11 protein-coding genes are annotated in these 12,742 nt (G+C 69.5%); 6 read left to right on the top strand and 5 right to left on the bottom strand.

Annotated features, from left to right (window positions below):
* Positions 1-23 precede the first annotated feature (23 nt).
* From BUB97_RS00940 to BUB97_RS00925, 4 genes are all read left to right on the top strand, one after another.
* Positions 24-1,190: a pyridoxal phosphate-dependent aminotransferase gene (locus BUB97_RS00940; RefSeq protein ID WP_073131050.1), complete on the top strand. Its 1,167-nt coding sequence runs from the start codon at positions 24-26 to the stop codon at positions 1,188-1,190.
* A 21-nt stretch (positions 1,191-1,211) separates the two neighbouring features.
* Positions 1,212-2,171 carry a Bug family tripartite tricarboxylate transporter substrate binding protein gene (locus BUB97_RS00935; RefSeq protein ID WP_073130375.1) on the top strand — a complete coding sequence of 320 codons (960 nt, stop codon included), beginning with the start codon at positions 1,212-1,214 and terminating at the stop codon, positions 2,169-2,171.
* Between the two features lie 129 nt (positions 2,172-2,300).
* Complete coding sequence (locus BUB97_RS00930) at positions 2,301-3,047, top strand: FkbM family methyltransferase (protein ID WP_073130372.1); 747 nt, start codon at positions 2,301-2,303, stop codon at positions 3,045-3,047.
* A 203-nt stretch (positions 3,048-3,250) separates the two neighbouring features.
* Positions 3,251-3,637, top strand: coding sequence for an excalibur calcium-binding domain-containing protein (locus tag BUB97_RS00925; protein ID WP_086061780.1), 387 nt, complete (start codon positions 3,251-3,253; stop codon positions 3,635-3,637).
* Positions 3,638-3,689: 52 nt separating this feature from the next.
* Here the strand turns inward: BUB97_RS00925 and argJ are convergent, their stop codons facing one another.
* Both argJ and BUB97_RS00915 read right to left on the bottom strand, forming a co-directional pair.
* Complete coding sequence (gene argJ, locus BUB97_RS00920; RefSeq protein ID WP_073130368.1) at positions 3,690-4,925, bottom strand: bifunctional glutamate N-acetyltransferase/amino-acid acetyltransferase ArgJ; 1,236 nt, start codon at positions 4,923-4,925, stop codon at positions 3,690-3,692.
* Positions 4,926-4,943: 18 nt separating this feature from the next.
* Complete coding sequence (locus BUB97_RS00915; protein ID WP_073130365.1) at positions 4,944-5,987, bottom strand: peptidylprolyl isomerase; 1,044 nt, start codon at positions 5,985-5,987, stop codon at positions 4,944-4,946.
* Positions 5,988-6,240: 253 nt separating this feature from the next.
* On the opposite strand from BUB97_RS00915, the gene secA reads away from it, so the two are divergent.
* Positions 6,241-8,976 carry a preprotein translocase subunit SecA gene (gene secA / locus BUB97_RS00910; protein ID WP_073130361.1) on the top strand — a complete coding sequence of 912 codons (2,736 nt, stop codon included), beginning with the start codon at positions 6,241-6,243 and terminating at the stop codon, positions 8,974-8,976.
* A 121-nt stretch (positions 8,977-9,097) separates the two neighbouring features.
* Entirely contained in the window at positions 9,098-10,195 is a 1,098-nt protein-coding gene (locus BUB97_RS00905; RefSeq protein WP_073130359.1) for a hypothetical protein, read from the top strand.
* Positions 10,196-10,222: 27 nt separating this feature from the next.
* Here BUB97_RS00905 and BUB97_RS00900 read toward each other — a convergent pair whose 3' ends face one another.
* Genes BUB97_RS00900 through BUB97_RS00890 form a run of 3 tightly spaced genes read right to left on the bottom strand, consistent with a single transcriptional unit; the run spans position 10,223 to position 12,734 of the window.
* Positions 10,223-10,972, bottom strand: coding sequence for an ABC transporter permease (locus tag BUB97_RS00900; RefSeq protein ID WP_073130353.1), 750 nt, complete (start codon positions 10,970-10,972; stop codon positions 10,223-10,225).
* Complete coding sequence (locus BUB97_RS00895) at positions 10,972-11,760, bottom strand: ABC transporter ATP-binding protein (protein WP_217659540.1); 789 nt, start codon at positions 11,758-11,760, stop codon at positions 10,972-10,974. Before BUB97_RS00895 ends, BUB97_RS00900 begins: the two co-directional genes overlap by 1 nt.
* Positions 11,761-11,771: 11 nt before the next feature.
* Positions 11,772-12,734, bottom strand: a complete 963-nt coding sequence (locus BUB97_RS00890) for an ABC transporter substrate-binding protein (RefSeq protein ID WP_073130347.1) — start codon at positions 12,732-12,734, stop codon at positions 11,772-11,774.
* Positions 12,735-12,742 lie beyond the last annotated feature (8 nt).

The raw sequence follows: 12,742 nt of genomic DNA, 5'->3' as shown, positions 1-12,742 counted from the left end.
CCGGTCCGAAGCCTGGGCTTCAGCTGGGGCTGAAGGTGGGGCGGGGTGCCCATGCCCCCGCCTTCCTGGTGATGGATGTGATCGCGGCCGCCAATGCGCGCGCGGCCGGCATTGCCCCGGGGGAGCCCGGTATCCTGCGGATGGAGGTGGGCCAGCCCGGCACGGGCGCCCCGCGCGGCGCCGCCGAGGCCGCGGCCCGCGCCCTTCGGGACGGGCACCCGATGGGCTATACCGAGGCCTTCGGACTGCGCAGCCTGCGGGAGCGGATCTCGCGCCGCTACGCCGAGCATTACGACACGGCGGTTCCGGCCGAGCGCATCGCGGTCACGGTCGGGGCGTCGGGCGCCTTTCCCCTCGCCTTCCTCGCCGCCTTCGACACGGGGGACCGGGTGGCCATGGCCGCCCCCTACTACCCGCCCTATGCCAATATTCTGACGGCGCTGGGCATGGTGCCGCAGCTCCTGCCCTGCGACGCCTCCACCCGCTTCCAGCCGACGGTCGCGATGCTCGAGGCGCTGGACCCGCGCCCCGCCGGGGTGATCGTGGCGAGCCCCTGCAACCCGGCGGGCACCATGCTGACGCCGGAGGAGCTGGGCGCCATCGCCCGCTGGTGCCATGACCATGGCGTGCGGCTGATCTCAGACGAGATCTATCACGGCCTGTCCTACGACATGCCGGAGGCGACCGCCGCGGCGCATTCCCCCAGCGCCATCGTGGTGAACAGCTTCAGCAAGTATTTCTCGATGACCGGCTGGCGGATCGGCTGGCTGGTGCTGCCGGAGGATCTGGTCCGCCCCGTCGAGCGGCTGGCCCAGAACATGTTCATCTCCGCCCCGCATGTCGCCCAGATCGCGGCCGAGGCGGCGATGGACTGCACCGAGGAGCTGGAGGCGAACCGCGCCGCCTACCGCCGCTCCCGCGACCTCCTGCTGCGGGGCCTCCCGGAGGCCGGGTTCGACCAGATCGCGGCGGCGGATGGCGCCTTCTACATCTGGGCCGATGTCGGGCACCTGACCAATGACAGCCCGGGCTTCTGCTCCCGCATGCTGGCGGAGGCCGGGATCGCGGCCACGCCCGGCGTCGATTTCGACCCCGAACGGGGCGCCCGCTTCCTGCGTTTCAGCTATTGCGGGCCCGAGGCCGACATGGCCGAGGCTCCGGGCCGGCTGCGCCGCTGGCTTCAGGGCTGACCCCTCTCACAGAGAACTTCCATGGATCGCCGTTCGCTTCTCGCCCTGCCGGCCCTGGCCGCGCTGGGCCGCCCCGCCCTGGCCCAGCAGCGCCCCACCCGACTGATCGTCCCCTTCCCGGCCGGCGGCGCCACCGATGCGGTCTCGCGCCTCTTCGCGCCCCTGCTGGCCCAGCGGCTCGGCACCACCGTGGTGGTGGAGAACCGCCCCGGGGCCGGCGGCGTGCCGGCGGCCGAGGTGGTGGTGCGCGCGCCGGCGGATGGGCTGGTGCTGCTTCTCGCCACCTCCTCCATCCACTCCACCGCTCCCGCGACCGGGGCGAGCCTGCCGTATGACGTGGAGAAGGACTTTACGCCGCTCGCGCTGATCGGCGCCTCACCCTCGCTCGTGCTCGTTTCCACCACCGTGCCGGTAAACGACCTGCGCGGCCTCATCGCCTGGGCCAGGGCGCGGCGGGGGCAGGTGAATTACGGCTCCTCCGGCGTTGCCACCACGCCGCATCTGAACGGTGCGTTGCTGGATAGCCTGGCCGAGCTGGGCATGGTGCATGTGCCCTATCGCGGCACCGGTGCTGTTTATGCCGAGTTGCGGCGGGGCGACGTGCACGTGCTGCTCGACGTGCCGGCGACGGCCACAACCCATATCCAGGCTGGCACGGTCAAAGCCCTGGCGGTGACCTCCGCGCAGGAAACGCCGCTGGCCCCGGGCGTGCCGACCGCCGAGGCGGCGGGCCTTCCCGGCTTGGTCTCCGAGACCTGGTTCGGCATCTTCGGCCCGGCCCAGATGCCGGCGCCCGTGGTGCAGCGGATCACCGAGGCTTCGCAGGCCGTAATGGCGGACCCCGAGCTGCGGGCCCGCCTGCTGGGCCTGGGGGTCGATCCCCGCACGGGGGATGGGCAGGCCCTGGCGGAGGCGGCGCGCTCGGAGCGGGAGCGCTGGACCGAGCTGGTGCGTCGGTTGAACATCCGCACCGCGGAATAGGCGCCCCGCAGGATAGAATGTCGGAATATTTCGCATTGGAAAGGGCGCTGGGGCCGCGTATCGCTAATCTCGGGCGGTGCTCCCGGCCTCCTGTCCAGCCGGCCTGAAGCCCCCCTAGGGAGCGGCCGGATGCTCGATTTCACCCGCGCGCTGACAGTTCCAAGCGCCCTCCGCTATCTCGCCTGGCGGGCGGGTGGGGGCCGGGCCGCCGTTCCACTTCGGGCGCGCTGCGGCGCGCGCTTCGAAATCCGCCCCAACGGACTTGGGCGCCTCGGCAACAACGATTACGGCGTTGCCTATGAGATCTTCTCGCTCGACCTCTACCGGGTTGCGCTGGAGGGGGTGAAGCGGGACGAGGTTCGCCTTGTCGTGGATCTCGGCGCCAATGTCGGCCTGTCCGCCCTCTGGTTCCTGAACCAGTTCCCAGCCTGCCGCGTGCTGGCCTTCGAGCCGCATCCGAGCCATGCCGCCCAGGCCCGGCGGAACTGGGCGCTGGGCGGGGTGGCGGAGCGGGTCGAGCTGGTCGAGGCGGGAGCGGGAACGCGGACGCGCATGGCCGTGCTGAGCGATCGCGGCTCGGGGTCCACCGTCGCGGCGGAAGGGGATGGGCTCAGCATCGAGATCCGGGATGCCTTTCCCCATCTCACCGGCCGGCCCATCGACCTGATGAAGATCGACATGGAAGGCGGGGAGTACGAATTGCTGGCCGATCCGCGCTTCGCCGGGCTCGATGTCCGGGCAATCGTCATGGAGTGGCATGCGCGGGGTGAACAGGGCCTCGCTTGGTGCCTGCAGCGCCTGAATGCGCTCGGGTATGTCGCGGAGCCTTATGCGACCGGGCCGGACAATGGGATGATCTGGGCGCGCAGGGCCTGAACCCACGTATGACGTCCAGGGCCCGCTTCTCCGACCGGACGAGGCTCCACATGCCTTCCTGCCAGTGCTGGATGAGCCAATCAGAGATGTCGAACGCACAACCGCCGGTTGATTCTTCCGTTCACAGAACGCCATGCTTCAGAGAAACAGGCATCGCGGGGCACTTCAGCAGCCGTCGCGTGCAGGGGTGACGGGGCGGGGCGATGAGCGATCTTCCGGCATGGCTGCGAGCTTCTGACCGCGCCGAGGTCGAGAAGCGCATGTACGGCCGGAAGCGGCGCCGCCGGACGGCCGCCCTGGGAAATTTCCTCGGGTCCCTGAGCCTCCGCCGCATCCTCGCCCGCGGAAAGTTCGTGCTTGTGCTGGCCGTGATCGCCTTAGGGACCGTATCCTCAGTGGCCGATCTTGTCCTGAGCCCCTGGCCGCTGGCGGTTACCATCAAGCACTACCGCGCCCGGAGAAACTGCGATGCGGCCCGCGCGGTCGGCCTGGCTCCCGCCCGGAGGGGCGCCCCTGGCTATTGGGAACACCTGGATGCCGATGAGGACGGGATTTCATGCGAGCCCTGGGGACGTAACCGCCGCTACTAGGCGGCACGGGGCGGCGGAAGGGCCCGGTCACGTATGACCAGGCCCGCCTCTCCTATGACCGATAGGAGCCGTTGATATCGATGTAGCCGTGGGTCAGGTCGCAGGTCCAAACCGTGGCCTCGCCCTTTCCGAGCCCGATATCGACCTCGATGTCGATCTCGCGCCCCTTCATGTGCTCGACCACGGGCGTTTCGTCATAGCCCTCGACGACTCCGCCTTCCCTGGCCATCCAGGTGCCGCCGATGGCGACGGAGAGGCGGTCCCGGTCGGCGGGCTCCCCGGCCTTGCCGACGGCCATGACGATGCGGCCCCAATTGGCGTCCTCGCCGGCGATCGCGGTCTTCACCAGCGGCGAATTCGCGATGGCCATGCCGATGCGCTTGGCGGAACTGTCAGAGACGGCACCCTTCACCGCCACCTTCACCAGCTTCTGGGCGCCCTCGCCATCCCGCACCACCTGGAGCGCGAGGTCCAGCAGCAGGGCATCCAGCTGGGCCTGGAAATCCGCCAGCGCGGATCCAGACAGGGCGGAGACCTTGTCATGCCCGGCCTGTCCGGTCGCGAAGAGCAGCACCGTGTCCGAGGTGGAGGTGTCGCTGTCCACCGTGGTGCGATTGAAGCTCGCCTCCACGCCCTGGCGCAGGCAGGACTGCAGCGCGGCAGCCGGGATGGCGGCGTCCGTCGCCACGAAGCACAGCATGGTCGCCATATCAGGCGCGACCATGCCGCTACCCTTGGCGATGCCGAGGATCGTCACCTCCGTGCCGTGGATGGCCGCCTTGCGCATCGCGGCCTTGGGAAAGGTGTCGGTGGTCATGATGCCGCGCGCGGCATCGGCCCAGCCATTCTCCTTCAGCGCGCCGTGCAGGGCGGGCAGCGCCGCGGTCAGCTTCTCATGCGGCAGCACCTGGCCGATCACGCCCGTGCTGGCCAGGAACACCTCGGTGGGCGTGGAGCCGACGAGCGCGGCGGCGGCAGCGGCGGTCGCCTCCACCGTCTCCACCCCGGCGCGGCCGGTGAACACATTCGCGTTGCCGGCATTCACGACCAGCGCGCGGGCCGCCTCGCCCTTCAAGGCGGTGCGGCACCAATCCACCGGGGCACCGGGGCACTTGTTGCTGGTGAAGACGCCCGCGACCGTGGTGCCGGGGGCGAACTCCATCATCATCACGTCCGGGCGGCCCTGGTAGCGCAGCCCGGCGGCGGCGACGCCGAGGCGCACGCCCTTCACCGGCGGCAGGGGCGGCAGCTCCACCTTCAGGGGGGAGACGGGCAGGTCCTTGGCCATGTGGCGCCTCCTTTCCGCTTAGCGCCGCTGGGCCGGGGTGGGGGTGGGGCTGGCCGCCGGCGGCTGGGCGGTGGGCGACGGGGGGGAGGCGCCGTCGAGCAGGCTGGGCGGGCGCTGGGGCGAGCCGTCCAGGTTGAAGCGTTCCACCCGCGCCGCGCTGCGGATGCGCTCCACGGCGGCGTTCACCGTCTCCTCGAAGGCGGCCTGGCGCAGAGCCTCCTGGCTGTCCTCGAAGCTCGCGGCCGCGGCGGTGCGGCGCCCCTCCACCTTGATGACATGCCAGCCGAAGGGGGTCTGGATCGGGTTCTCGCTGATCTGGCCGGGCTGGAGGGCGAAGGCGGCCTCGGCGAATTCGGGGATCATGTCGGACTTCTTGAAGAAGCCAAGATCGCCGCCCTGCTGCGCGCCGGGGCCGGTGGAACGGCGCCGGGCCACCTCGGCGAAGTCGGTGCCGGGGCGGCGGACCTCCTCGAGCGCCTCGCGCGCCGCGGCTTCGGTGGGGACGAGGATGTGGCGGGCATGCACCTCCTCTTCCCCCCGGCGGTTCGCAGAATCGCGGTCATAGCGCTGGCGCAGGGCCTGCTCGGTCAGGGCCGGGCCCACCTCGCGGCGGAGGATGGCCTGCTGCAGCTCCTGGTCGGTGGCGCGGGCGATGCGGCGCTGCACCTCCGGATCGTTCTGCAGCCCCTCGGCGCGCGCGCGGGCGACCAGGGCCTTCTGGGCCACCAGCTGGTCCACGATCAGGGGGTAGAGCATGGCGGGCGGGGCGTTCTTCAGCTCGTCCGGCAGCTCGTTCGCGGCATCGCGCACGTCCGAGAGGCGGATCTCCTGGCCATCCACCCGGGCCACCACAGGGTCCGCCGGCTGGGGGTTGGCGGCTGGGGCGTTGGCAGCCGGGGTGTTGGAAGCCGGGGGGCTGGCAGCCGGGGCGTTGGCGGCCGGGGCGCTGGCTGGCGGCGCGGCGGGCCGCTGGGCCGGGCTCGGGGCGGGGACCTGGGCGAAGGCGAGCCCGCCGGAGAGGACGGCCGGGATCAGGGCGGTGGAGAGGAGAAGGCGACGCATCTGGGGTCAAAGCCTCGGCGGAAGGGGGCGCAACATGGCGGACGGGTCGTTCCGTCACAAGGCGCCCCTGGGGCGCGCCGCCCATCACAACCCGGCGTCCCGGCCGCCGGAGCGTGCCCTTTCGTTGACCGACCGGCCCCCCTTCCCTATCTCTCCCCCTCGCACACAGGGCTCGTGCGCCCCCCTCCTGCCGGCCGCGCCGCGGTCCTTCGGTGGCGGCCCCCCTGGCGTTGCCCGGAGACCGCCTGCCCCGATGTTCGCCCGCCTCGCCCGCGCCATCCTCGGCACCTCGAATGACCGCGCCCTCAAGGCCTACCGGTCGCGGGTGCCGGCCATCAACGCGCTGGAACCCCAGATGGCCGCCCTCTCCGACGAGGCGCTGAAGGCCAAGACCCCTGAGTTCCGGCAACGCCTCGCCAATGGTGAGGCGCTGGACAACCTATTGCCCGAAGCTTTCGCGGTGTGCCGGGAGGCCTCCAAGCGCGTGCTGGGCATGCGGCACTTCGACGTGCAGCTCATCGGCGGCATGGTCCTGCATGAGGGCCGCATCGCGGAGATGAAGACCGGCGAGGGCAAGACCCTCGTCGCGACGCTGCCCGCCTATCTCAACGGCCTGACGGGCAAGGGCGTGCACCTGGTGACGGTGAACGACTACCTCGCCAGCCGCGACGCCGAGGAGATGGGCCGCCTCTACAACTGGCTGGGCCTGACGGTGGACACGATCGTCTACGGCAAGACGGACCAGCAGCGCCGCGACGCCTATGCCTGCGACATCACCTACGGCACGAACAACGAGTTCGGCTTCGATTACCTGCGCGACAACATGAAGTACCGGCTGGACGAGATGGTCCAGCGGCCTTTCAGCTATGCGATCGTGGACGAGGTGGACAGCATCCTCATCGACGAGGCGCGCACCCCGCTCATCATCTCCGGCCCGACCGACGACACCTCGGACCTCTACAACCGCGTGAACGCGGTGGTGCGCCTGATCGCGCAGGAGGCCGAGAACTTCGAGAAGGACGAGAAGAACAAGACCGTCTCGCTGACGGAGGCGGGCAACGAGGCGGTCTCGGCCGCGCTCACCGAGGTGGGGCTGCTGGAGGAAGGCGACCTCTACGACTTCCACAACGTCACGCTGGTGCACCATGTGAACCAGAGCCTGCGCGCCCACACCCTCTTCTCGCGCGACGTGGACTACATCGTCTCGCGCGACGGCAAGATCGTCATCATCGACGAGTTCACTGGCCGCATGATGGAGGGCCGTCGCTATTCCGACGGGCTGCACCAGGCGCTGGAGGCCAAGGAGGGCGTCGAGGTTCAGCCCGAGAACCAGACGCTGGCCTCCATCACCTTCCAGAACTACTTCCGCCTCTATCCCAAGCTCTCCGGCATGACCGGCACGGCCTCCACCGAGGCCGACGAGTTCGCCGAGATCTATAAGCTGGAAGTGGTGGAGATTCCCACCAACCTGCCGGTGGCGCGCGCCGATTCCGACGACGAGGTCTACCGGACCGCGCGCGAGAAATACGATGCGGTGGCGAACCTCATCCAGGAATGCCGCGAGCGTGGCCAGCCCTGCCTCGTCGGCACGACCAGCATCGAGAAGTCGGAGCTGATCTCCGACCTGCTCAAGAAGAAGGGCGTGCCGCACCAGGTGCTGAATGCCCGCTACCATGAGCAGGAAGCGGCGATCATCTCCCAGGCCGGGCGCCCGGGCGCCGTGACCATCGCGACCAACATGGCCGGCCGCGGCACCGACATCAAACTGGGCGGCAATGCCGAGATGCTGGCCCGCGCCACCTTCCCCGGCGAGCCGGACGGCCCCGAATTCGAGGCACGCCTCGCCGAGATCCGGCGTGAGGTGGAAGGCAGTGCGGCGCGCGTGAAGGAGGCCGGCGGCCTCTTCGTGATCGGCACGGAGCGGCATGAGAGCCGCCGCATCGACAACCAGCTGCGTGGCCGCTCCGGCCGCCAGGGCGACCCGGGCGCGTCGCGCTTCTTCCTCAGCCTGGAAGACGACCTGATGCGCATCTTCGGCAGCGACCGCATGGGCGGGATGCTGGAGAAGCTGGGGCTGAAGGAGGGGGAGGCGATCATCCACCCCTGGATCAACAAGGCCCTGGAGAAGGCGCAGAAGAAGGTCGAGGCGCGCAACTTCGACACGCGCAAGAACCTGCTGAAATACGACGACGTGATGAACGACCAGCGCAAGGAGGTCTATGCCCAGCGCAAGTCCTTCATGCAGGCGCAGGACGTTCAGGAGACCGTCGCGGAGATGCGCCGCGAGGTGATCGACGACATGGTCGCCGCGGCCATTCCCGAGAACGCCTATCCCGAGCAATGGGACGTGGAGGGCCTGCAATCCCGGGTGATGGAGATCCTCGGCCTCGACCTGCCTGTGGTGGAGTGGAGCCGCGAGGAGGGCATCGACGAGACCCAGATCCGCGAGCGCATCCTGGAGGCGGCGGAGACCTCCTATGCCGCCCGCGCCGCCAATATCGGCATCGAGCGCATGCGCGAGGTGGAGAAGTCCCTCCTCCTCATGGTCTTCGACAAGGTGTGGAAGGACCATCTCCTCTCGCTGGACCATCTGCGCCAGGGCATCGGGCTCCGCGCCTATGGCCAGCGGGACCCGCTGAACGAGTACAAGTCCGAGGCGTTCAACCTGTTCAACGCCATGCTGGGCGAGATGCGCGAGGAGACCACGCGCTGGCTCATGCAGGTGAATCTGGGCCCGGATGCGCCCATGCCGAGCCCGGAGCCCGTCAGCATCCTGGATGCCCGCCATCCCGCTCCCGATTCCGGCGATCCGCTGCTCGGCTATGACGCGGCGCTGGGCGAGTATGGCAACGCCGCCCCGCTGGCCGCCGCCCGGGTGGCGGAGGGGGTCGATCCCCATGATCCCTCCACCTGGGACCGCACCCCGCGCAACGCGCCCTGCCCCTGCGGTTCTGGCAAGAAGTACAAGCACTGCCACGGGCGGGCGTGAAGGCCGCCCGGGCTGCAACCATCGCCCGTTCCGGAACGATAACAAGACCCACGCCGATCCGGTGTGGATTTGACGCCCCGAGCCGCGTTGGGCATGAATTTGCGGCCAGATTCGGACGATCATGACCAAAGCAAAGATTGAGATCGAGGCATCTCCGGAGGAAACGAAAGGCCAGCTTTCCCTCGCTCTGACGGTACGGGCCCCGGCCGAGTGGGCCGATCGGCACGTTGCGCTGCGCCTGGGCAACCAGGAGCTGGGCTGGCTGCCGATGGCGGAGGGGAGCCGGGGACGGGCGACGCTGAACGTCACGGCGCTGCATGACCTGCAGGACTATGACATCCATCTCACCGATGAATCCGGCGCCGATCTCGCCGATGCCGCGGAGTGGGTCCTCCGGGGAGAGTTCTTCGAGGCGCTGAGCATCTCGCCCGCGAACTTCCTCGACCGGGTGCAGCTGCATCATTCCCGCTTCCGCTCCCGCCACCTGCTGGAGCTCGCGGCCCACTCCTTCTACCTCCACCACCCCGAAGCCGAGTTCGTGCTCCGGGCCGCCGCGCTCACCATCCTGAGCCATCGCTATCTGGAGAAGCCGGCGGAATCGCTCGACGCCGTGGAAACGACGCGGGTCGCATGGCTGCTCGCCGAGGCCGGGCCGGTCACGGCTGAAGGCGCGGCGCTCGTGAAGGCTGCGGAGGATGCCGGCACGAAGGTGGACTGGCGGCATGTCCGCTGGACCGTCTCCCTCGCCACGGTGGCCGCCCATCTCTCGCTCTATGACGAGTCCTATGAGCAGGCGCTCTTCTTCTTCGAGCTGGCGACACGCCACACCCATCTCGTCCACTATGCCAAGGTCTCGGCGCTGAACCTCGTGATCTGCGCCTTCGCCGAGGGGCTGCTGGCCCATATGCTCGGCCGGACGGACCAGGCCCGCGCCGCGCTGACCCGCGGGGTGGAGGCGGTGAAGCCGATCGTGCAGGCCCAGAACCTAATGGAGAACGTCTGGGTGCTGGGCGACCTGCAGAACGTCCTGCGCGCCTCGCGGCAGTGCTACATCGCGCTCATTCGCCTGGGGCTGAAGGAGTCGCGGGTCTCTCCGCCGGTGATCGACGAGAACATGCAGATCGAGCTGGGGGAGGTGCGCAGCCCGCTGCAGAAGATCGTGCTGTCCGAGCGGGTGCCGGCCCTGGCCGCGCATCTTGTCCGCCACGGCGGGAACTAGGCTGGGTCATCCGGGGAGTGGCCGCGGCTACTTCCCGGACCAATGGACGAAGCGCTTCTCGATGACGAGAAACAGCAGGTTCAGCGCGTAGCCCAGGGCGCCGGCCACGAAGATGGCGCCATACATCAGCCCGCTCTCGAACAGCATCTGGGCATTGATCACGCGCTGCCCGATGCCGTCGGTGGAGCCGATGAACATCTCCGCCACCACCACGATGACCAGGGCGAGCGAGACGCCCTGGCGCATGCCCACCAAGATCTGCGGCAGGGCTTCCCAGACCAGCACGTCGGTCAGGAGACGCATCGGTCCAGCCCCCATCACCTTCGCGGCCAGCACGCGGGTGCGTCGGGCGTTCATCACCCCATAGGCGGCGTTGAACAGGATCACGAGAGCGGCCCCGAAGGCGGCCACCGCAATCTTCGTCGCCTCCCCCGTGCCGAAGAGCACGAGGAAAAGAGGGAAGAGGGCAGAGGCGGGGGTGGAGCGGAAGAAGTCCACCACGAACTCGACGGCGCGGTAGAGCCTCTCCCGCGCACCGAGCGCCACGCCCAGTGGCACGCCGATCGCGGAGGCAATGGCGAAGGAGAGGAGGGTGCGCCAGACCGTGCGCATCAGGTCCTGCGCCAGCGTACCGGTGGCGAAGGCCGCCCAGGTGTCGCGCGCCGTCTCCGCCGGTGAGGGCAGCAGCACGGGATCGGCGACGCGGAGCAGCACCGCCACCTGCCAGAACGCGATGAATCCCGCGGCGCCGAGTAGCGGCGGAAGCAGCCCCCGCATCACGCCGCCTCCGGCCGGGCGCGGACAGAGGCGGTGAAGACATCCAGGCAGCGCTTCTTGATGGCGACAAACTCCGGCGAGGAGAGCGTGGCCGCGTCTCGCGGCCAGGCCAGCGGCACCGGCACGTCGTCCACGATGCGCGCGGGACGGCGGGTGAGCATCAGCACGCGGTCCGCCAGGGCGATCGATTCCTCGAGGTCGTGGGAGACGAGCATGGCGGTGATGCGGTTCTCCTTCAGCACGCGGCCGAGCAGCTCCCGCAGGGATAGCGTCGTCTCGTAGTCCAGGGCGGAGAAGGGCTCGTCCAGGAAGAGCACCTCCGGCTCCACCGCCAGGGCCCGCATGACGGAAACGAGCTGCTGCTGGCCGCCTGACATCTCGTAAGGGTAGCGGTTGAGGTCGAAGCGCACCTGGAAGGCGGAGCTTAGCGCCTCCAGCCGCTGCTCGATCCGGGCGCGGGGCTGGCCCATGAGCTTCAGGGGATAGCGGATGTTATCGGCGGCGCGGCGCCAGGGCAGCAGCGCCTCGCGGTAGTTCTGGAAGACATAGCCGATGCGGGCCTCCCGCACCGTCCGGCCGTCGAACAACACCGATCCCGCATCGGCCTCCAGCAGCCCCGCCATCATGTTGATGAGGGTGGATTTGCCGCAGCCATTCGGGCCGAAGACGGAGAGGATGTCGCCACGGCGGAGGTCGAGATTCAGCCCGTCATGCACGGGCTGGCCCCGATAGGCCTTGGAGAGTCCGCGGACGGAGACCGCAGCCTCTCTTGGGGAGATGCTGCTCAAGGCCATTCCGCTCAAAGCGGCCGCAGGAAGGATTTCACGTCGATCGCGCTGCGCACGACGCCCTGCGCCACCGCAAGGTCCACGAACTTTTGGAAGTCCGCGATGTCCTGCGGCGCCATGTCCTTCACCATCGGGAAGTTCACCAGGGGAATGGCGGGCGCCAGCTCGGCCGAGGTGTTCATGAAGGGCACCAGCAGCTCGCGCACGGAGGCGTCGCTTCGGATGGTTGCGCAGGCCCTCGCCCATGCGGCCGCGAAGCGCTGCGCCACCTGCGGCTTCTCCTGCAGGAACTTGCCGGTCAGGGCGGCGCCGGCGGCCCAGGCCTGGGCGTCGGGGCGGCCGATGAGGTGGGTGGCGATCACCCCGGCCTCGAGCCGGCGCGCGGCGCCCTGCCGCTCGGCGATCGTGGCCTGCGGCTCCAGCGTGTAGGCGGCATCGAAGCTGCCCGCGGCGAGGGCCCCGACATGGACGCCCATCTGCTGTTCCGTCAGCGTGTAGTCCCGGCCTTCCTGCAGCCCGACGGAGGCGAGGACCGCGCGGGCGGCGGACATATTGGCGGGGCCGGGCGCGGAGAGGATGCGGGCGCCCTTCAGTTCCTTCAGGCTGCTGGCCGCCCATCCCGGGCGGACGACGAACTGCTCCATCTGGTAACGCGCGCTCTGGCCGTTCAGCGCGATGTAGACGGCGGTGTTGGCCCGGCGCGAATTGATGTTCGCGCCCTCGAGCGTGACGAGGTTCGAGGCCCCGTCCACATCGCCGGACACCATGGCCTGCACGATCAGCGGCGCGGCCTGCAAGGGCACGGCCTCCGCCGCGATCCCGGCCTCGGCGAAGAAGCCGCGTTCGCGCGCGACATAGAAGGGCAGCGCAGAGGAGACGTTGAACACCGCGACCTTTACCGTATCGGCGGCGAAGGCGGCGTGGGCCAGGAAAGGCGTGGCGAGGGTGGTGCCGAGGAGGCTGCGACGGTTCATGGCGGCGG

It is taken from the genome of Muricoccus roseus (genome assembly GCF_900141905.1).
Classification (GTDB): domain Bacteria; phylum Pseudomonadota; class Alphaproteobacteria; order Acetobacterales; family Acetobacteraceae; genus Roseomonas; species Roseomonas rosea.
Note: the sequence above shows the minus strand (reverse complement) of the source record. Positions and strands in the feature narration are given on the sequence as shown.